Source organism: Sinomonas cyclohexanicum (assembly GCF_020886775.1).
GTDB classification, from domain to species: domain Bacteria; phylum Actinomycetota; class Actinomycetes; order Actinomycetales; family Micrococcaceae; genus Sinomonas; species Sinomonas cyclohexanicum.
The window spans coordinates 2,397,652-2,422,407 of sequence record NZ_AP024525.1 but is presented as its reverse complement, the minus strand read 5'-3'; the positions used below and the strand labels follow the sequence as shown (position 1 = coordinate 2,422,407).

At 69.1% G+C, this 24,756-nt stretch carries 22 protein-coding genes and 2 tRNA genes; 17 read left to right on the top strand and 7 right to left on the bottom strand.

Annotated features, from left to right (window positions below):
• Nucleotides 1-45: 45 nt before the first annotated feature.
• Complete coding sequence (locus tag SCMU_RS11560; protein ID WP_229229306.1) at nucleotides 46-945, bottom strand: acyl-CoA thioesterase; 900 nt, start codon at nucleotides 943-945, stop codon at nucleotides 46-48.
• Nucleotides 946-1,024: 79 nt separating this feature from the next.
• Between SCMU_RS11560 and SCMU_RS11555 the strand changes: the two genes are divergently transcribed.
• Both SCMU_RS11555 and SCMU_RS11550 read left to right on the top strand, forming a co-directional pair.
• On the top strand, nucleotides 1,025-1,525 hold the full coding sequence (locus tag SCMU_RS11555; RefSeq protein ID WP_229229305.1) for an acyl-CoA thioesterase: 501 nt from the start codon (nucleotides 1,025-1,027) through the stop codon (nucleotides 1,523-1,525).
• Entirely contained in the window at nucleotides 1,522-2,193 is a 672-nt protein-coding gene (locus SCMU_RS11550; protein ID WP_229229304.1) for a DUF8185 domain-containing protein, read from the top strand. Before SCMU_RS11555 ends, SCMU_RS11550 begins: the two co-directional genes overlap by 4 nt.
• Before the next feature lie 22 nt (nucleotides 2,194-2,215).
• Here the strand turns inward: SCMU_RS11550 and SCMU_RS11545 are convergent, their stop codons facing one another.
• The 4 genes from SCMU_RS11545 to pepN form a co-directional block, all read right to left on the bottom strand.
• A complete protein-coding gene (locus SCMU_RS11545; protein WP_229229303.1) occupies nucleotides 2,216-2,608 on the bottom strand; it encodes a globin in 393 nt (130 codons plus the stop codon).
• A complete protein-coding gene (locus SCMU_RS11540) occupies nucleotides 2,601-3,299 on the bottom strand; it encodes a mechanosensitive ion channel family protein (RefSeq protein WP_443020310.1) in 699 nt (232 codons plus the stop codon). The genes SCMU_RS11545 and SCMU_RS11540 overlap by 8 nt, the downstream gene beginning before the upstream one ends.
• Nucleotides 3,300-3,450: 151 nt before the next feature.
• The gene (locus SCMU_RS11535) at nucleotides 3,451-3,915 is read right to left on the bottom strand and encodes an OsmC family protein (protein ID WP_229229301.1); all 465 of its coding nucleotides are present in this window, start codon (nucleotides 3,913-3,915) and stop codon (nucleotides 3,451-3,453) included.
• 11 nt (nucleotides 3,916-3,926) lie between these two features.
• On the bottom strand, nucleotides 3,927-6,482 hold the full coding sequence (gene pepN, locus SCMU_RS11530; protein WP_229229300.1) for an aminopeptidase N: 2,556 nt from the start codon (nucleotides 6,480-6,482) through the stop codon (nucleotides 3,927-3,929).
• A 142-nt stretch (nucleotides 6,483-6,624) separates the two neighbouring features.
• On the opposite strand from pepN, the gene SCMU_RS11525 reads away from it, so the two are divergent.
• The 10 genes from SCMU_RS11525 to SCMU_RS11480 all read left to right on the top strand — a co-directional run bounded on the left by SCMU_RS11525 (nucleotide 6,625) and on the right by SCMU_RS11480 (nucleotide 14,477).
• Nucleotides 6,625-7,596 (top strand): hypothetical protein, encoded by a 972-nt coding sequence (locus SCMU_RS11525; protein ID WP_229229299.1) that lies wholly within the window; start codon nucleotides 6,625-6,627, stop codon nucleotides 7,594-7,596.
• 37 nt (nucleotides 7,597-7,633) lie between these two features.
• The gene (locus SCMU_RS11520; RefSeq protein WP_274602849.1) at nucleotides 7,634-8,116 is read left to right on the top strand and encodes a ribose-5-phosphate isomerase; all 483 of its coding nucleotides are present in this window, start codon (nucleotides 7,634-7,636) and stop codon (nucleotides 8,114-8,116) included.
• A gap of 13 nt (nucleotides 8,117-8,129) precedes the next feature.
• On the top strand, nucleotides 8,130-9,044 hold the full coding sequence (locus tag SCMU_RS11515) for an Fpg/Nei family DNA glycosylase (protein WP_229229297.1): 915 nt from the start codon (nucleotides 8,130-8,132) through the stop codon (nucleotides 9,042-9,044).
• Between the two features lie 73 nt (nucleotides 9,045-9,117).
• A tRNA-Gly gene (locus tag SCMU_RS11510) sits at nucleotides 9,118-9,188 on the top strand.
• A gap of 102 nt (nucleotides 9,189-9,290) precedes the next feature.
• Nucleotides 9,291-9,365: transfer RNA gene (locus tag SCMU_RS11505), tRNA-Pro, on the top strand.
• Nucleotides 9,366-9,431: 66 nt separating this feature from the next.
• Nucleotides 9,432-10,814 (top strand): trigger factor, encoded by a 1,383-nt coding sequence (gene tig, locus SCMU_RS11500; protein ID WP_229229296.1) that lies wholly within the window; start codon nucleotides 9,432-9,434, stop codon nucleotides 10,812-10,814.
• A 203-nt stretch (nucleotides 10,815-11,017) separates the two neighbouring features.
• Complete coding sequence (locus SCMU_RS11495; RefSeq protein WP_371829669.1) at nucleotides 11,018-11,641, top strand: ATP-dependent Clp protease proteolytic subunit; 624 nt, start codon at nucleotides 11,018-11,020, stop codon at nucleotides 11,639-11,641.
• 39 nt (nucleotides 11,642-11,680) lie between these two features.
• A complete protein-coding gene (locus tag SCMU_RS11490) occupies nucleotides 11,681-12,340 on the top strand; it encodes an ATP-dependent Clp protease proteolytic subunit (RefSeq protein WP_274602847.1) in 660 nt (219 codons plus the stop codon).
• Nucleotides 12,341-12,557: 217 nt separating this feature from the next.
• Nucleotides 12,558-13,841, top strand: a complete 1,284-nt coding sequence (gene clpX, locus SCMU_RS11485; RefSeq protein WP_229229295.1) for an ATP-dependent Clp protease ATP-binding subunit ClpX — start codon at nucleotides 12,558-12,560, stop codon at nucleotides 13,839-13,841.
• Between the two features lie 30 nt (nucleotides 13,842-13,871).
• Nucleotides 13,872-14,477 carry a mycothiol-dependent nitroreductase Rv2466c family protein gene (locus SCMU_RS11480; protein WP_229229294.1) on the top strand — a complete coding sequence of 202 codons (606 nt, stop codon included), beginning with the start codon at nucleotides 13,872-13,874 and terminating at the stop codon, nucleotides 14,475-14,477.
• Nucleotides 14,478-14,802: 325 nt separating this feature from the next.
• On the opposite strand, the gene valS is transcribed toward SCMU_RS11480, so the two are convergent.
• Entirely contained in the window at nucleotides 14,803-17,418 is a 2,616-nt protein-coding gene (gene valS / locus SCMU_RS11475; RefSeq protein WP_229229293.1) for a valine--tRNA ligase, read from the bottom strand.
• An 89-nt stretch (nucleotides 17,419-17,507) separates the two neighbouring features.
• Between valS and SCMU_RS11470 the strand changes: the two genes are divergently transcribed.
• The gene (locus SCMU_RS11470; protein WP_229229292.1) at nucleotides 17,508-17,873 is read left to right on the top strand and encodes a DUF488 domain-containing protein; all 366 of its coding nucleotides are present in this window, start codon (nucleotides 17,508-17,510) and stop codon (nucleotides 17,871-17,873) included.
• A 9-nt stretch (nucleotides 17,874-17,882) separates the two neighbouring features.
• Nucleotides 17,883-18,668 (top strand): SDR family oxidoreductase, encoded by a 786-nt coding sequence (locus SCMU_RS11465; RefSeq protein ID WP_229229291.1) that lies wholly within the window; start codon nucleotides 17,883-17,885, stop codon nucleotides 18,666-18,668.
• Here the strand turns inward: SCMU_RS11465 and SCMU_RS11460 are convergent.
• Entirely contained in the window at nucleotides 18,655-19,164 is a 510-nt protein-coding gene (locus tag SCMU_RS11460; RefSeq protein ID WP_229229290.1) for a sensor histidine kinase, read from the bottom strand. The two genes, SCMU_RS11465 and SCMU_RS11460, sit on opposite strands and share 14 nt — an antisense overlap.
• Nucleotides 19,165-19,552: 388 nt before the next feature.
• Between SCMU_RS11460 and ileS the strand changes: the two genes are divergently transcribed.
• From ileS to SCMU_RS11445, 3 genes are read left to right on the top strand one after another with little or no spacing between them, the layout of a single operon-like run.
• Nucleotides 19,553-22,897: an isoleucine--tRNA ligase gene (gene ileS / locus SCMU_RS11455; RefSeq protein WP_443020133.1), complete on the top strand. Its 3,345-nt coding sequence runs from the start codon at nucleotides 19,553-19,555 to the stop codon at nucleotides 22,895-22,897.
• Nucleotides 22,894-24,258: a bifunctional folylpolyglutamate synthase/dihydrofolate synthase gene (locus SCMU_RS11450; RefSeq protein WP_229229289.1), complete on the top strand. Its 1,365-nt coding sequence runs from the start codon at nucleotides 22,894-22,896 to the stop codon at nucleotides 24,256-24,258. Before ileS ends, SCMU_RS11450 begins: the two co-directional genes overlap by 4 nt.
• Nucleotides 24,258-24,695, top strand: a complete 438-nt coding sequence (locus SCMU_RS11445) for a DUF4233 domain-containing protein (protein ID WP_443020309.1) — start codon at nucleotides 24,258-24,260, stop codon at nucleotides 24,693-24,695. Before SCMU_RS11450 ends, SCMU_RS11445 begins: the two co-directional genes overlap by 1 nt.
• Nucleotides 24,696-24,756: the final 61 nt, after the last annotated feature.

The window sequence follows — 24,756 nt, the reverse complement described above, 5'->3', positions numbered from 1 at the left end:
CTACCTGCGTTGAGGTTGGTCCTGCTGGGAACATCGCCGCCAGGCTCAGGCGGGTCCCTCGAGGTACGGCAGCCGAATCATGCCCTCCTGGGCCACGCTCGCGACGTGCACCCCCTGGCGGTTGAAGATCTTCCCCGTTCCGAGCCCGCGGGCGCCCTGCGCGCTGGGGGACTCCTGGACATACAGCAGCCACTCGTCCACCCTGACCGGGCGGTGCCACCACATCGCGTGGTCGAGGCTCGCCACACTCATGCCAGGGGTGATCCACGACAGGCCATGGCGGCGCAGCACGGGCTCGAGCAGCGTGTAGTCGCTGGCGAACACGAGGGCAGCCCGGTGCAAGGTGTCGTCGTCGGGCATCGGATCGAACGTCTTCATCCACACGGCGTTCCGCGCCACATGCGAGCCTGCCGCGGAGACGTACAGCGCGGGGTCCACGTGCCGGACATCGAACGGCCGGTCATAGGCCCAGTACTGGGCGACGGGGTGGTCGATGGAGCCCAGCAGGTCCGCGGTGCTCGGGAGCGACTCCGGGTCTGGGATGCCCTCAGGCATCGTCGACTGGTGCTCGACGCCCTCCGACTCGATCTGGAAGGACGCGATCATCGACAGGATCGGGGTGCCGTCCTGATAGGCGTGCACCTGCCTGGCGGAGAACGAACGACCATCCCGCAGGCGTTCGACGCCGAAAGTGATCGACTTGTCCGCGTCGCCCGGCCGGAGGAAGTAGGCGTGGATCGAATGGACAGACCGGTCGTCGGCCACGGTCCGCGACGCCGCGACGAGGCTCTGGGCGAGGACCTGCCCTCCGAAGACCCGGTGGCGCGGCTGGCGCTCGCTCGGGCCGACGAACACGTCCTTGTCGGTCCTGGCGCCGCCGAGGTCGTCGAGGTCGAGCAGGGTCAGCAGTGTGCCGGTGGGCCCCGCGGGGCGGACGGATGTCATGGCACGACATTAGACGCCGGGTGACGCCGGGTGCCAGCAGGCCACATGGGACCGCACGCCGTGGTGGCAAGATGGCTGTATGCCCTCCGCGTACCGATTCCCCCTGCAACTGCGCTTCGGCGACGTCGACTCCTACGGTCACGTGAACAATGTCCGCTTCCTGCAGTTCCTCGAGGACGCGCGCGTGCACTGGATTCGGGAACCGCTGAAGACTGCGGCGGCGGGGGCGGGAGGACCTCGGACCCTCGCCGACCTCGTCACGGACGCGAACTTCACGCTGGTCGGCAGGCACGAGATCGAATACCTCGCGCCGCTGCTGTACCGCAAGGAGCCCGTGGCGGTGGACCTGTGGGTCACCCGCGTGGGCGGCTCGTCGTTCGACCTCGGCTACGCGGTGATCGACCTCGCGGATGGCGCCGTCTGCGCCAACTGTTCCACGTCGATGGTCCTCGTGAGCCGAGCGACCGGCCGCCCGGTGCGGCTGCCGGAGGCAATGCGCACCGAGTTCGCAGAGTTCGCCGGACCCGACGTGCCGTTCCGCCGGCGGCCGCCGCTGCCCGAGGGGAGCGTGCGAGCGTGAGCCCCTCACCCGCCGTCGTGCTGGACCTCGGCGACCCCGAGGCGGTCTCCGACCTGCGCGTGTACCTGACCCGGGCACGGTCGGTCGACCACGGCTCGGTGCGCCTGCAGGCCGTGGGCGGCGTGCTCGCCGTCTATGTGTGCGTGATCGGTCCGCGGATCCTCGGAGAGCCCACGCCCACGGTTCTGGGGCTGCGCACCCTGGCCCTCGCGAGGGAAGCCCACGTGGACGCGACGGTTCCGATGGCGGCGGTGTTCGACCGCCTGGCCCGCCTCGGCGATGCAGGCACCGGGCTGGAGCTCCCGCCGACGCGTACGCGCGAGGCGTGGGCCGCAGTGAGTCCGCCCCGCGGGCCGTGGGAGCCTCAGGGATCGATCGCGGGCGACGACGTGCTCTCGGCTGCCGCCGCCGGCATCGCCGAGGTGGCGGGCACGGTCCCGCAGCAGCCCGGCGCCGCGATGCTCCACAGCGTCAGGTCCGCGGTCTGGGGACGCGACCTGCCCGCGAGCCCGGGCGTTCCGAGCGGCGCCGCCTTCGCGGCGCAGGTGCTCGGCTTCGCCGCGCCGGGCAATGAGCTGCGGCGGTTCGGGTGCGGCCCGTGGGTCAGGCTCTCCTCGAGCCGCGGGCACGTGCTGTGCCGTCGGCCCTCGGTGCTCGCCGCCGTCTGAGCCCGTGGCCCCGAGGCCGTCCTCAGTCCTCGAACGAGTTCACCAAGGAGTGGGCGGCCCTCTCGAGGTAATCCCATAGCGTGGCCTCGTACACGGGCGGCAGCCCGAGGGCGTCGACGCCCGCGCGCATGTGGTGGAGCCAGCGGTCTCGGGCCGCCGGATTGACCTTGAACGGCACGTGTCGCATGCGCAGGCGCGGGTGGCCCCGTTCGGCGCTGTAGGTGCCCGGCCCTCCCCAGTACTGCTCGAGGAACATCGTGAGCCGACGCCGAGCAGGGCCGAGGTCCTCTTCGGGGTACATCGGGCGCAGCAGCGGATCCTCGGCAACCCCGTCGTAGAACACGTCGACGAGTCTGACGAATGTCTCGTGCCCTCCGACGAGCTCGTAGAAGCTCCTCTGTGCTGTCTCACTCACGGGAATGCTGACCTCCGTTGCTGTCCTGCGCGGTGCTGCCGCCTTCATTGTCCTCCGGCGCCCCGCCCGCGGGCGCTGCCGTTGGCGCTACGGGCGGCACATAGCTGCCCTGCGACCGGTTCCCGACACGCAGGATCTCGCCGTTCCGCAGGTACCAGATGGTGCCGTCCTCGGCGCGGACCCGGGTGATGCGAAGCCCCATGGACTCGACAGTCCCCGCAACCTCGCCCGCGCCGGTCTCGATGAAGTCGCCAATGCCGTACTGGTCCTCGAGCGTGATGAAGATCCCGGCGAGGAAGTCGCGGATGAGCTGCTGGGCGCCGAAGCCGATGGCGACGCCGAGGATGCCGACGCTGGTCAGGACGGGTGCGAGGTCCACGCCGAGCGCCTTGAGGACGTACAGGACCACGAGGGTCGTGATGACCACGGCGACGATGGAGTTCAGGAGCGAGCCGATGGTCCGGGCCCGCTGGGCCCTTCGTTCGGAGTCGAGCGCCCGCAGAGCAGGGGCAGCCCACTTGAAGATCCGGTTCTGCGAGAGTGCCGTCCCGGTGAGGATCCTCTTGACCACTTGACGGATCAAGAACGTGGCAACGAGCCACACGATCAGGCCGACGCCGATCGCGATGGCGACCTGGAGAAGCCTTTCGTTGAACGTGGACACGGCGCTGTCGAGCTGCGCGGACGTGATCGGGAGCGGATCAGCGCTGGGCGACGGGCTCGGCGTCGTGCTCGCGGGTGCTGTCAGGGTCTCGGACAGGGCGAATGGCACTCTCAGGGGCCTCCTGGGTGAGGGAACGGTGTTCCCCCACCCTATCGGCCCAGCCTGGGGCGACGGCCCTTCAGGGCAGTTCGGGGACGTGCCTCACGGGGAAGTTCACCGAGCGCGCAATGAAGCAGGTCTCGTGCGCGTCGTCGTGCAGCCGATCCGCGAGAGCCCGCTGCGACTCGTCGGCGAGCTCGACTCGCGGACGCAGGGTCACCTCAGTGAACTCGCCTGAGGTGCCGTGCACCGCCATCGTGCCGCTCGCCGCGTCGCTGTACCCGGTCACGACAACGCCGTGCCGCGCCGCCTCGAAGAGGTAGCTGAGCATGTGGCACTGGGCAAGGGCCGTGAGGAGCAGCTGCTCCGGGTTGTACCGGTCTGCGGTCCCGCGGAAGGACGGGTCGGCCGTGCCGGGCAGGACGGGCAGGCCGGGCAGCGCGACGTCGTGCTCTCGGCCGAAGTCGCGCACACCGGATGTTCCCGTCCCGCGGTTGCCCGTCCACGTGACCGTGACGCTGTAGTGGTGCTCGCCGAGTGCCATGGACGCCAAGACTACCGGTCTGCCGACTGCGCGCGGAGGGCCCTCGCGACGCCGTCGCGGTTCTCGAGCGTCATGCGGCGCAGGGCGGCCTGATCATCGGCCAGGGAGGCGAGGAAGGCATCGGTGCGATCGACGATCGCCTGGGTGGTCGGCCGTGCCGGGTAGAGGCCGACCACGATCTGCTGCGCGAGCGCGTGCGTGCGCCCCGTGACGATTCCGGGCACCGCCTCGAAGTACTTCTCGGCATACGGGGTCAGGAGCGCGGCATCGTGCGCCCGTACGAATCCGTTGATCGCCGCCTGCTGGATCGCGTTGGAGAGCTTCCCGCGGACCACGATCGCGTCCCAGGCCTCCGCCTTGGCCTCCGGCGTGGGGAGCGCGGCCGCGGCGAGCGCCGCCGCGCACTGGCCCGTCGAGGTGTTGTCCCGCGCGAGCTCGTCGTCGATGCCCTGCTGCGAGTTCCTTCCGCCCGCGGCGAGGGAGGCGACGAGGTCCCAGCGCAGGTCCTGGTCCACCGTCAGGCCCGGCACCTCCACGGCGCCGTCGAGCAGGCCGGCGACCGCGTCGAGGTGCTCCGCCGTCGCCGCGAGCGCAGCGAAGGACTTCACGAACTGCAGCTGCGAGTCCGAGCCTGCCTCGGCCTCCCGCGCGAGGCCCCAGAGCCGCGCCGCCGCGCCACGCTTGGCCTCGCTCTGGGCCTCCGGCGCAACGTAGTACTCGAGGGTGGTCGCGAGTTGGCGCAGGAGCGTCTGCACGACGGAGGCGTCGGACTCTGCCCCGATGTTGGACAGGACGAGGTCCACGTACGCGCGGGCCGGCGTCTCACCGTCGCGGGCGCCGTCCCACGCCGAGCCCCACACGAGCGCGCGGGGGAGGCTCTCGGCGATGTCCTTGAGGCTCTCGGTCGCCGTGGCAAGGGACACGGGGTCGAGCCGGACCTTCGCGTAGGCGAGGTCGTCGTCGTTGAGGAGCACGAGCGCCGGGCGGGTGGTCCCCACGAGCTCGGGGACCTCTGTCAGCTCGCCGTCCACGTCGAGCTCCACGCGGTGCGTGCGCGTGAGGGCGCCGGATGCATCGCGGTCGTAGAAGCCCACGGCGAGGCGGTGAGGGCGGATGGTCGGGTAGTCGGGGACGGCACTCTGGCGAACGGCGAAGGAGAGGATCCGGCCGGCGTCGTCCGTCGCGATCTGGGGCGAGAGGGTGTTCACGCCCGCGGTCTCGAGCCAGGCCGTGCCCCATGAGGTGAGGTCGCGGCCGCTCGCGGCCTCGAGCTCGGCCATGAGGTCGGCGAGCACCGTGTTGCCCCACGCGTACTTCGCGAAGTAGCGGCGGACGCCCTCCATGAAGTGTTCCTGGCCGACCCACGCCACGAGCTGCTTGAGCACGGACGCGCCCTTCGCGTAGGTGATGCCGTCGAAGTTGACCTCGACGTCGGCCAGGTCCGTGATGTCCGCGAAGATCGGGTGGGTCGTGGGCAGCTGGTCCTGACGGTAGGCCCAGGACTTCTCAACCGAGGCGAAGGTGGTCCACGCGTGGCGGAAGTCTGTGCCCTCGGCGGCGGCGAGGTGGGACATGAACTCGGCGAAGGACTCGTTCAGCCACAGGTCGTCCCACCAGCGCATCGTGACGAGATCGCCGAACCACATGTGCGCGAGCTCGTGCAGGACCGTGATCGCCCGGCGCTCCACGGTCGCCTGGGTCGGCTTGGACCGGAAGACGTAGCTCTCGAGGATCGTGACGGCGCCCGCGTTCTCCATGGCGCCCGCGTTGAACTCCGGGACGAAGAGCTGGTCGTATTTCTCGAACGGGTATTCGCAGCCGAACTCACGCTCGTAGAACGCGAAGCCGGCCTTCGTGATGCCGAAGATGTTCTCCGCGTCGAGGTACTGGATGAGCGACTTCCGCGCGAAGATGCCCAAGGGCACGGTCCGGCCCGCGGAGTTGACGAGGGAATCGGTCACGCTCTGGTACGGGCCGGCCACGAGGGCGGTGATGTAGCTCGAGATCCGCGGGGTGGGCGCGAAGTCCCACACGGAGGAGGCGTCCTCGCCGGGCACGCGCACGGGCTCGGGCGTCGCGGAATTGGAGACGACCTCCCAGTGCGACGGCGCGGTCACGGTGAACCGGAACGACGCCTTGAGGTCCGGCTGCTCGAAGACCGCGAACATGCGGCGCGAATCGGGCACCTCGAACTGGGTGTAGAGGTAGACCTCCCCGTCCACCGGGTCCACGAAGCGGTGGAGCCCCTCGCCGGTATTCATGTAGAGCGCGTCGGCGTCGACCACGAGCTCGTTCTCGGCCGCCAGGTGGGGGAGCTGGATCCGGACGCCGTCGCTCACCACGGCCGGATCGAGCGCCTCGCCGTTGAGCGTCACGGAGCGGACCGTATCGGTGATCGCGTCGATGAACGACGACGCGCCCTCCTGTGCGGTGAACCTCACGGTGGTGCGGGAGCCGAAGACGCGATCACCGCGGGCCAGATCGAGCTCGACGTGGTAGTTGTCCACGTGCCGGATGGCCTCGGCCCTCTCGATGGCTTCCGAGCGGGTGAGATTCGTCCCTGGCATGTGCCCTCCAAGCGTGTGCGAGATCAGGTGGTTCCGCGTGGCGCGGATCACTTTTGAAGTCATTGTTTCATGTCGGGCGGGCTTGAAGCCAGCATGGCTCTGGACCGAATCTGTGCGTCTCCTGTGCAGTAGCGTTGGGGGCATGGCGGGATCCACCGAGAGGTCCGAGAAACGATGGGACCGGAAGGCGCTGCGGTTCGCCGTCGGCTACCCTGTGCTGCTCGCCGTCGGGTTCGGTCTCGCCTCGTTGACGTTCCGGGGCCGCGTCCCCGAACCCGTCGCATGGCTCTGGGACGCCGGCGGGGGCCGGGCCTTCATTCCCTTCTTCGGGTACCTCGTGGGCGGCGCCGCGCTCGTGGCGGTGGTCGGGGCACTCCTGTGCCTCCAGGCCGCGCTCCTGTCACGCCCGCCGATTTCCCGGAAGATCTTCATGGCCGGGGGGGTGGGCATGTCCATGTTCCTCACCACTGTCCTCGCGGCGGGCCTCATCGGGCAGGATGGCGTGGCCGACGCCCGGGATTCGCACCCCGACCCGATCGTGCTGGCGATGGGCTCCGGCGCCACGGTAGCGTTCGCCGTCGTCATGCTCTTGTCGTTCAAGCCGGACGAGCAATGGGGGCCACGCGACCAGGAGGCCCTCCTCGAGGAGCTCGAGCCCGAGCGGGCGGCCGCGACGTTCACGTATTGGGCGCACGCGCGCTCGTCCGTGTTCGTGATGCTCGGTATCGTCGGCGTCTCCGTCTCGCTGCTCCTGATCGTCGTCTCGCCGTGGCTCTCACTCGCGCTGACGCTCGCGGCCCTCGCCGCCGCGGGGTGCCTCGTGGTCCGGGTCTCGGTCAGCCCCGAAGCGGTAGGGGTCTTCCTGGCCGGATTGGTGCCCGTGCTGCGCTTCGCGCCGTCGTCCGTGCTCCGGACCGGGTTCGCGACCGTCGCGGCGCGCTCGTTCGGCGGGTGGGGGTACCGCAGGAGGGGGCGGTCCGTCTCGGTCCTCGCCGCGAGCGGGGAGGCCGTCGAGGTGATCCTCGACGACGGGCGCCACGCGACCTTCTCGGGGCGCGACGGCGACACCGCCAGGCGCGTCGTCGACGTGCTCCGCGCGGCATCCGGCGCGTAGTCTGGGAGTCCCGAGAAGAACCACAGAGAGGAACGCCGTGCCGAAGCCGCGCGTCCACATTGCCACCGACCATGCAGGCATGGAGCTGTCAGCACACCTGGTGGCGCACCTGACTGGTCAGGGTTTCGACGTCGTGGACCATGGACCGCGCGAGTACGACGCGCTCGATGACTACCCGTCGTTCTGCATCCGGGCCGCCCTGGCTGTTGTGGCGGATCTGGAGGCGGGGACCCACGCCCTCGGGATCGTCCTCGGAGGATCGGGCAACGGCGAGCAGATCGCCGCGAACAAGGTCCGCGGAGTGCGCGCGGCCCTCGCCTGGAACCTCGACACGGCCAGGCTCGCCCGCGAGCACAATGACGCGAACGTCGTGGCCGTCGGCGGACGTCAGCACAGCCTCGAGGAGGCCACGGCCCTCATCGAGGCCTTCCTGGCAGAGCCGTTCAGCAACGAGGACCGCCACGTCCGCCGCATCGGCAAGATCGCCACCTACGAGGTGACCGGCGAGATCATCGACTAGCGCGGGACCCGCTGTGCCCGAGGGCCATTCCATCCATCGGCTCGCCCGGCAGTTCACCGATGTCTTCGCGGGGGAGCGGCTCGCCGTCTCGAGCCCCCAGGGGCCGTTCCGCGACGGCGCCGCCCTTCTGGACGGCCGAGTGCTCCTGGGTGCGTCCGCGCACGGCAAGCAGCTGTTCCTCCATGTCGAGGGCGGCCTCGTGCTGCGCGTCCACCTTGGCCTTTATGGCGCGTGGGAGTTCGGCGGCGACGAGACGTTCACCGGCGCCTCGAGCATCGGCGCCCCGCGCCGCGTCGGCGAGAGGGAGGCAGCGGACGACGGCGCCGCGCGGCACAGCGCCGCACCGCCGCCTCCGCGCGGGGCAGTCAGGGCGAGGCTCGTGTCCGCCCACGGCTGGGCCGACCTGCGCGGGGCGAGCACGTGCACGGTCGAGGCCGAGGCCGAGGCGCGGGCAGCGCGGGACCGTCTGGGCCCGGACCCGCTCGCGGGGCCCGGGCCTGACTGGTGGGAGGAGGAGCCCGCCGGCGGCGAAGAGTTCGCCCGGCGGCTCACGCGCCGTCGCACGCCGGTCTCGCGCCTCCTCATGGACCAGACGGTCGTGGCAGGGATCGGCAATGTGTACCGCGCGGAGCTCCTGTTCCGGGCCAGGCTCGATCCGACGACCCCGGGCGCGGCCCTCTCCGAGGACCAGGCGCACGCCCTGTGGGCGGATGCGGCTCGGGCGATGGCGCAGGGAGTGCGTGACGGCCGGATCATCACCACGGACCCGTCGGGGTGGCCGGGAGGCCCGTTGCAGCTGCCGGAGCCGGAGGACGCACACTACGTGTACAGGCGCCAGGGCCGTGACTGCCGGGTGTGCGGGGCTCCGGTCGTGCTCGGGGAGGAAGCCGGAAGGAAGCTCTACTGGTGCACCACGTGCCAGAGCTGATGGCCAGCCTGGGCACATGAGACGGCTCTGATTTGACACTGGCGCCGGGGTTCGCTTTAGTGAGAGGGCCCTCGCGGCCGTAGCTCAATGGTAGAGCCTCAGTCTTCCAAACTGATTACGCGGGTTCGATTCCCGTCGGCCGCTCCGCGACGCGGGCCTCTCCCGATGGGAGGGGCCCGTTGCCGTACCCAAGGGCTGATGTGCGACGATCGATCCCGTCACGGTATCGTGGTCTGTGCACTAGACCGGGGTGTAGCTCAGCTTGGCTAGAGCGCCTGCTTTGGGAGCAGGAAGTCGCAGGTTCAAATCCTGTCACCCCGACAGTCGCGTCCTGCGGCAATCGCCCAGGGCGGTACCACCAATCCGACCATCCAGGAGAGCCACGCTGTGAAGAGCGCTGCCGAGAACCTCAGCCCCACCCGGGCAAAGCTCAACGTCGAGGTGACCCTCGACGAGCTGAAGCCGAACATCGATGCCGCCTACAAGGCCGTCGCCGAGCAGATCCAGGTCCCCGGCTTCCGCAAGGGCAAGGTGCCGTCGCGCCTCATCGACCAGCGCGTCGGCCGTGGCTACGTCCTCGAGACCGCTATCAACGAGGGGCTCAACGACTGGTACCAGCAGGCTGTCGCCGAGACCGGGATCCGCCCGCTCTCCCGCCCCGAGGTCGAGATCACCGAGGTCCCCGACCCCTCGGCTACCGAGGGCGAGCTCAAGTTCTCCGTAGAGGTCGACGTGCGTCCCGAGATCGAGCTGCCCGACTACGAGGGCCTCAAGATCGGCGTCGATGCCGCCGAGGCAGGCGATGACGACGTTCAGACGGCCCTCGACGAGCTGCGCGGCCGCTTCGGCACGCTCAAGCCCGTCGACCGCCCGGCCCAGGCCGACGACTTCCTCACAATCGATCTGACCGCCAAGGTCGGCGACGAGGAGGTCGACTCCGCCTCCGGCCTGTCCTACCAGGTCGGCTCGGGCACGATGCTCGAGGGCCTCGACGAGGCCGTCACCGGGCTGTCAGCCGATGAGGAGTCGGTGTTCGAGACCAAGCTGGCCGGCGGCGAGCACGCCGGCGAGAACGCCTCGGTGTCCGTCAAGGTCACCGCGGTGAAGGAGCGCGAGCTCCCCGAGGCCGACGACGACTTCGCCCAGCTCGCGTCGGAGTTCGACACGATCGACGAGCTCCGCGCTGACCTCGCCAAGCAGGCCGCCCAGTCCAAGGTCGTCGCCCAGGGCGTCGAGGCCCGCGACAAGGTCCTCGACAAGCTCGTGGAGCTCATCGAGGTGCCGGTTCCGGAGGGCGTCGTGACCGAGCAGGTCGAGGCCCACTTCAACCCCTCCAGCGGGGGCCACGCGGCCGAGGAGGACCACGACACGGAGGAGCACCGCGCCGAGGTCAAGGCCAACACCGAGCGGGCGTTCAAGAACGAGGTCATCCTCGACGCGATCGCTGACAAGGAGGAGATCGGTGTCTCCCAGTCGGAGCTCATCGAGTACCTCGTGACCACCGCGAGCCAGTACGGCATGGACCCGAACCAGTTCGCCCAGATCATGGACCAGTCCGGCCAGGTCCCGATGATGGTCGGCGAGGTCCGCCGCCGCAAGGCGCTCGCCGTGGTGCTCGGCAAGGCCGAGGTCACCGACTCCGAGGGCAACGCCGTCGACCTGAGCGAGTTCGTCCGCCCACTCGCGGACGAGGAAGCCGACGCCGCAGTGGCCGCCGAGGAGTCCGCCGACGTCGTCCCGAGCGACGATCCCGCCGCTGCGAAGTTCTAGAGGCCACGCCCGTTCCGGGCTGCCGACGAGACCGCCGTCTCTGCCCCGATGGGCAGGGCGGCGGCCTCTGTGCGTCCGGCGCGGTGCTGCGTCATGCGCTGGAAGCGAACAGCGCGCCGGCGCGGAACAAAGCGCCTCGGAAAACGGCTAGTGTCCCTGTAGAAGCAATCAGGTCCGTGCACCAGATCGAGAGGTATCGCAGCATGCACCAGCAGGAGAAGTCGCCGAGCATGGCAGGGCCGGCTGAGGGGAACGGCGGCCAGGACTTCATCTACCAGCGCCTCCTCAAGGAGCGCATCATCTGGCTCGGCTCGGAGGTCCGCGATGAAAACGCGAACGCCATCTGTTCGCAGCTCCTCCTCCTGTCCGCGGAGGACCCGCACAAGGACATCTACCTGTACATCAACTCGCCCGGAGGATCGGTCACGGCGGGCATGGCGATCTACGACACGATGCAGTTCATCCCGAACGACGTCGTGACGGTCGCCACCGGGCTGGCAGCTTCGATGGGCCAGTTCCTGCTCTCGTCCGGCACGAAGGGCAAGCGGTACGCGACGCCGCACGCGCGCATCCTCATGCACCAGCCCTCCGGCGGGATCGGGGGCACGGCGTCGGACATCAAGATCCAGGCCGAGCTCATCCTCCACATGAAGCGCGTCATGGCCGAGCTGACGGCCGAGCAGACCGGGCAGACGATCGAGACGATCCTCAAGGACAACGACCGCGACAAGTGGTTCACTGCGCAGGAGGCCCTCGAGTACGGCTTCTTCGACAAGATCGCCGAGCGTGCGGGGCACGTGTCCGGTGGCGGCGGGACCGACAAGTAGAGACGCGCCCGGAGCACAGGAAGAACTAGGAGCAACCAGATGAACTACAGCATGGGCGTCAACCCGGCCAGCCTGCCCACGAGCCGCTACGTCCTTCCCCAGTTCGAGGAGCGCACGCCGTACGGCTTCAAGCGCCAGGACCCGTACACGAAGCTGTTCGAGGACCGCATCATCTTCATGGGCGTCCAGGTCGACGACGCGTCTGCGGATGACATCATGGCTCAGCTGCTCGTCCTCGAGGCGAACGATCCGGACCGCGACATCACGATGTACATCAACTCGCCGGGCGGTTCGTTCACCGCCATGACCGCGATCTACGACACGATGCAGTTCATCCGTCCTGAGATCCAGACTGTCTGCCTCGGAATGGCGGCTTCCGCCGCTGCGGTAATCCTCGCGGCGGGCACGCCCGGGAAGCGCCTTGCGCTGCCGAACTCGACGGTCATGATCCACCAGCCCGCGCTCTCCGGCGGATCCGGCGGTCAGGCGTCCGACCTCGAGATCCAGGCGCGAGAGGTCCTTCGCATGCGCGAATGGCTCGAGCACACGTGGGCGAAGCACACGAACAAGACGCCTGAGGAGATCAGCGCCGACATCGAGCGCGACAAGTTCCTCACGGCCCACGAGGCCAAGGAGTACGGGCTCGTCGACGAGGTCCTCGAGTCACGCAAGATCCGCCCGAGCGCGATCTCCCGCTGACCCAGCGGCGTGCGCGAATGGCTGGCGCCCGCCCCACGACGGCGCCGATGCCCGGGAATCCCGGGCATCGGCGCCGTGTCGTGGAGCGGGCGTCCACTTGTTGGCCGTCTGCGACTCGTGTCCGCGGGCGGTGCCTTCGCGTGGTGTCTTACGACGTGGGCCGCCGCTGTGGCCTACAGTGGGAAGGTCAAGGCTTCTTCAGGAAGGGAAACGACGAATGGCGCGCATTGGAGAGAGTGCAGACCTACTGAAGTGCTCCTTCTGCGGCAAGAGCCAGAAGCAGGTCCGGAAGCTCATTGCGGGCCCGGGTGTGTACATCTGTGACGAGTGCATCGAGCTGTGCAACGAGATCATCGAGGAGGAGCTGGCCGAGGTCTCCGATCTTGGCTCGTTCGAGCTGCCCAAGCCGCGTGAGATCTTCGACTTCCTCCAGGAGTACGTGATCGGGCAGGAGCCCGCCAAGCGTGCCCTCGCGGTCGCGGTCTACAACCACTACAAGCGCATCCAGTCCGGCCACGCAACGAAGGGTGGCTCTCTTGCTGAGGCGCACGACGACGTCGAGATCGCGAAGTCGAACATCCTCTTGATCGGCCCGACGGGCTGCGGCAAGACCTACCTCGCCCAGACGCTCGCCCGGCGGCTCAATGTCCCGTTCGCCGTCGCAGACGCTACGGCGCTCACCGAGGCAGGCTATGTCGGTGAGGACGTGGAGAACATCCTGCTCAAGCTCATCCAGGCCGCGGACTACGACGTCAAGAAGGCCGAGCAGGGGATCATCTATATCGACGAGATCGACAAGATCTCCCGCAAGAGCGAGAACCCCTCGATCACGCGTGACGTCTCGGGCGAGGGCGTCCAGCAGGCGCTGCTGAAGATCCTCGAGGGCACGGTGGCCTCGGTCCCGCCTCAGGGCGGCCGCAAGCACCCGCATCAGGAGTTCATCCAGATCGACACGACCAACGTGCTGTTCATCGTGGCGGGCGCGTTCGCGGGCCTCGAGGAGATCATCGGCCAGCGCGCGGGCAAGAAGGGCATCGGATTCGGCGCCCCGCTCAGCGCGCTCACGAGCAAGGACGCGAGCTACTCTGACGTCATGCCGGAGGACCTCCTCAAGTTCGGCCTCATCCCCGAGTTCATCGGGCGGCTGCCCGTCATCACGACCGTCGAGAACCTCGATCGGCCCGCCCTCATGCAGATCCTCACCGTCCCGAAGAACGCGCTCGTGAGGCAGTACGAGAAGATGTTCCAGCTCGACGGCGTCGAGCTCCACTTCGAGGACGCCTCACTCGAGGCGATCGCGGACCTCGCGCTCGAGCGGGGCACCGGTGCCCGCGGACTCCGGGCCATCATGGAGGAGGTCCTCCTCCCCGTGATGTTCGACCTCCCGAGCCGCGACGACATCGCGAGCGTGGTGATCACGCGCGGCGTCGTCATGGGGACCGAGGAGCCGACGCTCATCCCGCACAGCGTGGTGGCCAAGCGCCGCAACAAGTCGGCCTGACCCCCGCCCACGAAAGGTACTCACATCACCATGCAGAAGCAGAAGGCCGACTTCTGGTTCGATCCTGCGTGCCCGTTCGCCTGGGTGACTTCGCGCTGGATCGGCGAGGTTGAGAAGGTTCGCGACATCGAGACCGAGTGGCACGTCATGAGTCTGGCCGTCCTCAACGAGGGGCGAGAACTCGAGAATGACTACCAGCGCGCCATGGACGAGAACTGGGGACCGGTGCGGGTCATCATCGCCGCATCCGAGCTCCACGGGCCCGAGAACATCAAGCCGCTGTACGACGCGATGGGAACCCTGATCCACCAAGAGAAGGTCACGGACCGCTCGGAGGTGATCCGCCGGGCGCTTGAGCAGGTCGGCCTTCCGGCGGAGCTCGCCCAGTACGCGGACTCCGATGAGTATGACCGCCAGCTGAGGGAAAGCCACAAGACCGGCATCGAGCGGGTCGGCCAGGACGTCGGCACGCCAATCGTCGCGTTCAACGGCACGGCCTTCTTCGGGCCCGTGATCACGAGGATTCCGCGGGGCGAAGAGGCCGGGACCCTGTGGGATGCCGCGGTGGGACTCGCGTCCTTCCCGCACTTCTTCGAGCTCAAGCGGACGCGCACGGAGCGCCCGTCCGCGGTCTGAGGAACCACTGAACTGACCGAACTACGATGCTGTAGTTCGGTCAGCCCTCTTGCACTCGGATGTGCCCAAGACCACAATGGACATACCTCATCCGAAAGGATGAGGACGTGGAAACCGAAGATCCAGTGACAGTCGCACTCGGCGCAGCCTTTGGCAAAGCCAGCGACTGGCCGCAAGTGGCGAGCGGCAAGACCTGAATGCCGAGGATTCCACCAGACTGCGAGAACGTCACCGACCAGTCGAAAAGTCGAAGCCCCACCAACGCGTAAACGCTGATGGGGCTTCCCCTTTGCCCGGACCGGCCGCCAGCCCGGGGCTGCTCCTGCTATTGGGCGTCGACCGCGGCGAGCTCCACGTCGCTCACAGTGACCTCCCCGGCACCGTCACGGAGCTCGATCGACCGAGCGTTCGCGGCCGCCTTGAGGTCGCCCAGACCGGCCTCGAGCTGGGCCAGCAGATCCGCCGGGGCGGACACGACGGCGGTCATCACCTCGGTGCGCTGCTTCACCTTCGCCTCGGACTTGGCCTTACGGAGGCCCGAAAGCGCCTGACCGACGGTCGGCAGCATGCCGCGATCGCCGTCCACAGCCAGCGGGACGGGCCACGCCGCACGGTGGACCGACCCCGAGCGCCACCAGCTCCACACCTCGTCCGTGGCGAACGGGAGGAAGGGGGCGAACAGGCGGAGGATCGCGTCGAGCGTCGTGGCCAGGGCCGCGAGCACGGATGCCTTCTGGGCGTCTCCCTGAGCTCCGTAGGCGCGGTCCTTGACGAGCTCGACATAGTCGTCTGTGAACTGCCAGAAGAACGACTCCGTCAGCTGCAGGGCCCGGGCGGGATCGTACGCCGCGAACGCGGCACCGGCCTGCTGCACGATATCCGCCAGCTGGGCCAGGAGTGCCCGGTCCAGGGCGTTCACGAGGACCGGGTCCGTACCGGAAGCGAGCACCGTGTCCTGCGTGGCGCCGAGCCCAAGGACGAACTTGGACGCGTTGAGGATCTTGATGGCGAGGCGGCGGCCGATCTTCATCTGGGCGACCTCGAACGCAGTGTCCGCGCCGAGCTTCGCCGAGGCCGCCCAATAGCGCACAGCATCCGCGCCGTACTCGTCGAGGATGTCGGTCGGGACCACCACGTTGCCCTTGGACTTGGACATCTTCTTCCGGTCCGGGTCGAGGACCCAGCCCGAGATCGCCGCGTGCTTCCACGGCGCCGTGCCATGCAGCTCCTCGCCGCGGACCACGGTGGAGAACAGCCACGTGCGGATGATCTCGTGGGCCTGGGGGCGAAGATCGAACGGGAACACATGGGAGAAAAAGGCATCGTCCCGGCTCCACCGGCCAACGATCTGGGGCGTGAGCGAGGACGTGGCCCACGTGTCGAGCACGTCCGGGTCGCCCGTGAAGCCGCCTGCCACGCCGCGCTGGGACTCGTCGAAGCCGGGAGCGGGCTCGGCGACCGGGTCGACCGGGAGCGAGGCGTCGTCGGGAACGATCGGGTTCTCGTAGTCCGGGTTGCCCTCGGAATCGAGGCGGTACCAGACCGGGATCGGCACGCCGAAGAAGCGCTGCCGCGAGACGAGCCAGTCGCCGTTGAGGCCTTCGACCCAGTTCTCATAGCGCGAACGCATGAAGGCCGGGTGCCACTCGAGTTCGCGTCCGCGGGCGAGGAAGGTCGCCCGCCGGTCCTCGTCGCGCCCGCCGTTGCGGATGTACCACTGGCGGGAGGTGACGACCTCGAGGGGCTTGTCGCCCTTCTCGTAGAAGTTCACCGGGTGGAGGATCTTCTTGGGCTCTCCGTCGAGGAGCCCGCGCTCGGACAGCATCTCCACGACGCCCTCCTTCGCGGAGAACGCGGTCTTGCCCGCAATCCTGGCGTAGGCGGCCCGGCCGTCCTCGCTCGTGATCCACTCGGGGGCCTCCTGGGCGAGCCGGCCGTCGCGGCCGATGATCGCGCGGGTGGGCAGCTGGAGCTCGCGCCACCACGTGACGTCGGTGAGGTCGCCGAACGTGCACACCATCGCGATGCCGGAGCCCTTGTCCGGCTTCGCGAGCGGGTGGGCCCTGACCTCGACCTCGACGCCGAACAGCGGCGAGGTCACGGTGGTTCCGAAGAGGTGCTGGTAGCGCTCGTCGTCGGGATGGGCCACGAGCGCCGCGCAGGCGGCCAACAGCTCGGGGCGGGTCGTCTCGATGTGGACGGGCGCGCCGTCGTGCGCCGTGAAGGCGTAGCGGTAGTACGCGCCGGGGACCTCGCGGTCCTCGAGCTCGGCCTGGGCCACGGCCGTGCGGAACGTCACGTCCCAAAGAGTCGGTGCCTCGGCGAGGTAGGCGTCTCCCGCAGCGAAGTTCCTCAGGAACGCGCGCTGGGCGACGCCGCGTGAGGCGTCGTCGATCGTGCGGTACGTCATGTCCCAGTCCACCGAGAGCCCGAGGGTCTTGAACAGGTTCTCGAAGACCTTCTCGTCCTCGACCGCGAGCTCCTCGCACAGCTGGATGAAGTTCCGGCGGGAGATGACGTCGAAGTCGCGCTGGTTCTTGGCCGGCTGTGCTGGCGGGCGGTAGCCGGGGTCGTACGGGATCGCAGGGTCGCACCGGACGCCGTAGTAGTTCTGGACTCGCCGCTCGGTCGGCAGGCCGTTGTCGTCCCAGCCCATCGGGTAGAAGACGTTCTTGCCCGTCATCCGCTGGTACCGGGCGAGCAGGTCCGCCTGGGTGTACGAGAACATGTGGCCCACGTGGAGGGACCCTGAGGCGGTCGGCGGGGGAGTGTCGATCGAGTAGACCTCGGAGCGCGTGGTCTCGGGATTGAACCGGTAGGTCCCCTCGGACGACCAGCGCTCGGTGAGCTTGGCCTCGAGGCCCTCGAGGGCGGGCTTGTCCGGAACATTGGTCGGGGTGCGCTCGGGCGTGTCTGTACCCGTGATGGCTGCTTCAGGCATGCCATTGATTCTTCCATGCTTTTGCGCAGCGGGCCCGAGGCGCTGCACGGACCGTGGTCCGCACCCAGTCCCGGGCCTAGCATGGCCGCATGGGTACTGTGGCGATTCGACGCGTGTACGAGCCGTCTCCGAAGGGCACGTTCCGGATTCTGGTCGACCGGATCTGGCCGCGCGGCCTGAGCAAGGAGCATGCCGCGGTGGACCTGTGGCTCAAGGACGCGGGACCGTCCACCGAGCTGCGGAAGTGGTTTGCCCACGACCCCGAGCGCTTCGACGAGTTCGCCGCGAAGTACCGCGCCGAGCTCAAGGACTCCGAGGCGTATGCCGAGCTTGCCAAGGCGGTCGGCGAGCACCAGCCTGCGGAACTCGTCTACTCCGCCCATGACACAGAGCACAACCAGGCGGTGGTGCTCGCGTCCCTGCTGAATGGGTCGCGGCTGAATGGGGCGCGATAGGTTGGGCGCATGACGTCTGCGACCACACCCACTGACCGCGCCGCCCACAGCACGCCCCGCTCCGCCGTCGTGACCGGCGCGAGCACGGGGATCGGGGAGGCGACCGTGCGCGCCCTCGCCGCCGACGGATGGCGCGTGTACGCCGTCGCCCGGCGCGCCGAGCGGCTCGAGTCCCTCGCCGCCGAGACGGGCGCCATCGCGGTCCCCGCGGACATCGCGGAGGACGACGACGTCGCGCGCCTCCTCGCCGAGGTCACCACGGGCGGGGGCATCGACACGCTCGTCAACATCGCCGGCGGGGCCCGCGGCACGGACTGGATCGCCGAGGCGAAGACCGAGGACTGGGAATGGATGTTCCGCGCCAACGTCCTCGGGACCATGAAGATCACCAGGGCGTTCCTGCCGATGCTGCGTGCCAGTGGTCGCGGGACCGTGCTGAACCTCACCTCGGTCGCGGCGCTCGTCTCGTACGAGGGCGGCGGCGGGTACAACGCCGCGAAGTTCGCCGAGCGTGGCATGACCCGGGCGCTCCGCCTCGAGGAGGCCGAGCACAACGTGCGTGTCATCGAGGTGCTGCCCGGCCTCGTGAAGACCGAGGAGTTCACCCTCATGCGGCTCGGCGGCGATGCCGAGGCCGCCGCGAAGGTCTACGAGGGCGTTCGCGAGCCCCTGACCGCTGAAGACGTGGCCGACGTCGTGCGCTACGCCGTGAGCGTGCCGCACCACGTCAATCTCGACGAGATCGTTGTCCGGCCGGTCGCCCAGGCCGCGGCGCACAAGCTCATCCGCGGATAGGCCCCGCGGCCGCATGCGCGCCGCCGGTCGATGCGAGGACGTGGCCGACGTGGGCGTCGGGGAGCCAGCCCGGCCGGACCGACGGGAGGCCCACTCCGGGGAGGAAGGCCTCGACCTCGAAGCCCTCCGCGCAGAGGCCCGCCCGCAGCCAGCCGCCGGCACGGTGCGCCCGCGCCATCATGGCCGCGATGCCGCGCCCCGGGCGAAGGAGGGCACCCATGCCCGTCTCGCCGGGAACGTTGAGCACGCGCACGGTCAGCCCCGATGACCGCCAGTGCATCTCGAGAACCACGGGCAGCGTGGCATCAGCGTGGCGGGCGGCATTCTCGAGGGCGGCGGCGAGGATCATCGGCGCGGCGACGCGGGCCGCACGCGGCAGCCGGGTTCTGCGGCCCGTGTGGGCCACCTCGAGCCGCAGCCCCTTGAGGGCCGCCATCGCGACCCACTCGGGAGCCGACCCGAGGGTCGGTAGCGCGAGGTGTGGTGTGGTGCGCATCGGATTCTCCTCGTCTCGTGGCCTGCGCTCGGTGGCACCAGTATGGGCGCGCGCCGCTATTTATTCCAGACGCTGGAGATATGTGACGGCGTGCCGCGCTTCGACATCGAGGTTTGGCTTTGCGTAGACTTGACAGCAAAGCGTTGACCCGGCCATCACCGGCGAGCTTCCGGAAGAACGGCACGCGCCCATCGGGAATCCACCGAAGAGGCGGCGCCCAGTAGAACCGGACGGGTAGGCCCGTCACAGCCGTGAACGAGAGGCGTCCGCTGGCGTGTCCCTGGGGGATGTGGGGCGGAGGCAAGTGAGGTGGTACCGCGGTGCCGTCCGGCCGATCCGGGCGAACGCCGTCCTCGCATCCAGCAGCACAGAGCGAGCCAGGATCCGAGTGAGCGTGTACCCCAAGGCCACAGCAGTTCCAGCACGAGGCGCGACGAGCCCCGACCAGCAGGGCACCGCGGCGCCGGCCAGCGTGCGCTTCCCCGAGCTCGAGGAGCGAATCCTCGCGTACTGGGATGCGGACGGCACCTTCCAGGCCTCCATCGACAACCGCGACGCCGGCCGCGACGGCGCCAACGAGTTCGTCTTCTACGACGGGCCGCCCTTCGCCAATGGCCTGCCGCACTACGGGCACCTGCTCACCGGCTACGCCAAGGACCTCGTGGCCCGCTACCAGACTCAGCGCGGCAAGCGCGTCGAGCGCCGCTTCGGATGGGACACCCACGGTCTGCCGGCCGAGCTCGAGGCGATGAAGCAGCTCGGCATGGCCCAGAAGTCCGAGATCGACGAGATGGGCATCGACAAGTTCAACGACGCCTGCCGCGCCTCGGTGCTGAAGTACACCCACGAGTGGGAGGCGTACGTCAAGCGCCAGGCACGCTGGGTGGACTTCGAGAACGACTACAAGACGCTCAACGTCGAGTACATGGAGTCCGTGATCTGGGCATTCAAGACGCTCCATGAGAAGGGGCTCACCTACAGCGGGTACCGCGTGCTGCCGTACTGCTGGAACGACGAGACGCCGCTGTCCAACCACGAGCTGCGCATGGACGACGACGTCTACAAGGACCGCCAGGACCAGACAGTCACCGTGACGTTCCCGCTGCTGGCCGGCGACTCCGCGGCCTCCAAGGAACTCGCCGGGGTCCTCGCCCTCGCCTGGACGACGACGCCCTGGACCCTGCCGACCAACGCGGCGCTCGCCGTCGGGCCTGGGGTGCGCTACGCCGTCGTGCCTCTGGGTCCCGCGGAACTGAAGGCGCCGGGTGTGTCCGACTTCCCCGCGGGGACGCGGTTCCTCCTCGCCGAGGACCTCCTCGGCTCCTACGCGAAGGACCTCGGCTACGAGAGCGCCGAGGAGGCCTCCGCCGCCGTCGAGCGCACCTACGCGGGCACGGACCTCGAGGGGATCCGCTACGAGCCGCTGTGGGACTACTTCACCAACACGGAGACCTACGGCACGGGCAAGGCGTGGCAGATCCTCGTCGCGGACTATGTCACCACGACGGACGGCACGGGCATCGTCCACCAGGCACCGGCCTATGGCGAGGACGACCAGAAGGTCTGCGAGGCCGCCGGCATCCCGGTGATCCTCTCCGTGGACGACGGCGCGCGCTTCCTTCCGCTGTTCGGAACCCGGGACGACGCCCCCCTCAAGGACATCGTGGGGCTGCAGGTCTTCGAGGCGAACAAGCCGATCACGCGGGTGCTGCGCGAGCAGGGCCGCCTCGTGAAGCAGGCCAGCTACGTGCACAGCTACCCGCACTGCTGGCGGTGCCGCAACCCCCTGATCTACCGCGCCGTCTCAAGCTGGTTCGTCGAGGTCACCAAGATCAAGGACCGTATGCTCGAGCTCAACGAGCAGATCACCTGGATCCCGGGCAACGTCAAGCACGGCCAGTTCGGCAAGTGGCTCGAGAACGCCCGGGACTGGTCGATCAGCCGCAACCGCTATTGGGGCTCGCCCATCCCCGTGTGGGTCTCGGACAACCCCGAATGCCCGCGCACCGACGTCTACGGCTCGCTGGCCGAGCTCGAGGCCGACTTCGGCCGGCTCCCGCTCAACCACGAGGGCAAGCCGGACCTCCACCGGCCCTTCATCGACGAGCTCGTCCGGCCCAATCCGGATGACCCCACGGGCCAGTCCACGATGCGCCGCGTCCCCGACGTCCTGGACGTCTGGTTCGACTCCGGGTCGATGCCGTACGCCCAGGTCCATTACCCGCACGAGAACCAGGAGTGGTTCGAGACCCACAACCCGGGCGACTTCATCGTCGAGTACATCGGGCAGACCCGCGGCTGGTTCTACACGCTGCACATCCTGGCGACCGCCCTGTTCGACCGGCCGGCGTTCCGGAACGTGATCAGCCACGGGATCGTGCTCGGCTCGGACGGCCAGAAGATGTCCAAGAGCCTGCGAAACTACCCGGACGTCTCGGAGGTCCTCGACCGCGACGGCTCTGACGCGATGCGCTGGTTCCTCATGGCCAGCCCGATCCTGCGCGGCGGCAACCTCATCGTCACCGAGCAGGGCATTCGCGACGGCGTGCGCCAGGTCATCCTGCCGCTGTGGAACGTGTACAGCTTCTTCACGATGTACGCGAACGCCGCCAGCTCTGCTGGAGGCGCGGGCTACGACGCGACCCTGCGCTACGACGGCTACACGGACCCGCTGGACCGGTACCTCATGGCCGAGACGGGCCGCCTCGTGGCGGGCATGCAGCAGCACCTCGACGCGTACGACATCTCCAACGCGTGCGACGTGCTGCGCGAGTACCTGGATATGCTCACGAACTGGTACGTGCGCAGGTCTCGGCAGCGGTTCTTCGATGAGGACGCGGACGCGTTCGACGCGCTGTACACGGCGCTCGAGGCGATCTGCCGTGCCGCGGCCCCGCTCCTGCCCCTCGTGGCGGAGGAGATCTGGCGCGGCCTCACCGGCGGCCGCTCGGTCCACCTGACCGACTGGCCGGACGCGTCCCTGTTCGGTGACGACGCCGCGCTCGTGGCGCAGATGGACCGCACCCAGGCGGTGTGCTCGGCGGGGTCGTCGCTGCGCAAGGCTGCGAAGCTGAGGGTGAGGCTGCCGCTGAAGGCGCTCACCGTCGTCGTGCCCGATGCCGCAGCACTCGCGGGGTCCGAGGCAGTTATCGCCGACGAGCTCAACCTCAAGGCCGTCCGGCTGCTCGACGCGGCCGAGGCGAGCGAGGAGGAATTCGGGATCGAGCGCAAGCTCGTCGTGAACGCCCGCGCCGCGGGCCCCCGCCTCGGCAAGGGGGTGCAGCAGGCCATCAAGGGCGCCAAGTCCGGAGACTGGTCGGTGGCCGAGGACGGGACGATCACCGCGGGTGGACTGGCCCTCGAGCCGAGCGAGTACACGCTCGAGACGGTCGTGGACGCGGCCAAGGCCGGCGAGCACGCCGCCGTCGCCATGCTGCCCGGCGGAGGCTTCGTGGTCCTCGACACCGAGGTGACCCCCGAGCTCGAGGCCGAGGGCCTTGCCCGCGATCTGGTCCGTACGGTCCAGCAGGCCCGCAAGGACGCCGACCTGGAGGTGAGCGACCGGATCCGCACGAGCATCACCGCCAGGAAGCACGTGATCTCCGCGGCCGAGGCGCACGCCGATCTCCTCAAGGGCGAGACGCTCACGCTCGAGCTCGAGCTGCTCGTGGCGGACGTCGAGCCGACCGCGCTCGTGGAGCGCGTCGAGCACCGGCAGGTGGACGCCCGATGAGCGCCGAGCCGACCACGGTCGAGGAGGTCTACGCGATCCTCCTCGGCCGCGCCCCGGAGAACAAGATGGAGCCGCGGCTCGCCCCGCTGTTCCGCGCGATGGACGTGCTCGGCGAGCCGAACAGGGCGTTCCCGATCGTCCACATCACGGGCACGAACGGCAAGACCTCCACCGCGCGCATGATCGAGGCGGGCCTGCGCGCCCATGGGCTGCGCACCGGCCGCTACACGAGCCCCCACCTGAGCCGGGTGACCGAGCGGATCAGCATCGACGGCGCGCCCGTTCCCGACGCGACGTTCGTGCGGATCTGGAACGAGATCGCGCCGTACCTCGCCATCGTGGATGGCGAGCTCGAGGAAACGGGGCAGCCTCGCCTGACGTACTTCGAGTGCGTCACGATCCTCGGCTTCGCCGTCTTCGCCGACGAGCCCGTGGACGTGGCCGTCATCGAAGTGGGGCTCGGCGGGATCACCGACGCGACCAACGTGGGCGACGGCGCCGTCTCCGTGGTCACGCCCATCTCCCTCGACCACACCGATCTCCTCGGCGACACGGTCGAGGACATCGCCCGCGAGAAGGCCGGGATCATCAAGCCCGGCGGGTTCCTCGTCAGCGCCGCCCAGCCGGCCGGCGCTGCCCAGGTGCTCCTGGACAGGGCCCGCGAGCTGGGGGTCCCCTGCCGGTTCGAAGGCATCGAGTTCGGCGTCGAGTCCCGCGCGCTCGCCGTCGGGGGCCAGATCGTGACTGTCCAGGGCCTCGCGGGGCGCTACGAGGACCTCGCGGTCCCGCTCCACGGCGCCCACCAGGCGGAGAACGCAGCGGTCGCCGTCGCGGCCCTCGAGGCATTCCTCGGCGGGGGAGAGAAGGAGCTCAGCATCGACCTGCTCCGCGAGGGCTTCGCCGAGGTCAGCTCGCCCGGCCGCCTCGAGGTCATCCGGACGTCCCCGACGATCATCGTCGACGCCGCCCACAACCCGGACGGGATCCGCGTCAGCGCCCGGGCGCTCCAGGAGGCCTTCGACTTCTCCGGCCTCGCGGTGGTGCTCGGCGTGCTCCGGGAGAAGGACGCAGAGGAGATCCTGACCACGCTCAAGGAGGAGTTCGCCGAGCTCCCCGTCGAGTACTGCTTCACCCAGTCTGCCTCCCCGCGCGCTATCCCGGCCGAGGAGCTCGCCGAGCTGGCCCTCGACCTGGGCTTCGACGAGGACGTGGTCCACGTGGAGGAGAAGCTCGACGACGCGATCGAGTACGCGGTCGAGCGTGCCGACGCGACCGGGGACTTCGGCGGCGGTGTGCTCATCACGGGCTCGATCACCGTGGTCGGCGAGGCCCGCATCCTGCTCGGGAAGGACGCCGCATGATGGCGAGGCTCACGAAGGCCCAGCGCGAGTGGCGTCCGGGCATGCCCAGGCAGCGCAGGTCGGTGCGGGTGATGTTCGCCTCGATCCTGCTGCTGACGGAGGCGTTCGTCGTGTTCTTCACGACTCTGGTGGTCTTCGGGCTGCGCGGGCGTGAGCTGGGCGCCGGCCCGGTCCTCGGGGGCGGCCTCGGCCTAGTGGCGGTGTTCATCCTGGCCTGCGCTGTCGTCTCGCGTCCTTGGGGCATGTGGCTCGCGTGGGCCCTGCAGGCGGTCCTCGTCCTGCTCGGCTTCCTCGAGCCGATGATGTTCGTGGTCGGCGCCGTGCTGCTCGTCACGTGGTTCTTCGCGATCCGCACGGGTGCGCGCCTCGACCGGGAGAATGTCCAGCGTGACCGGGACCAGGCCGAGTGGGAGCGCACGCACCCAGACGAAGCCTGATCGGCAGCGTGGCCTGATCAGTAGACTGGGCTGGAAACCAGCCGACTTCACCCAGGAGTAC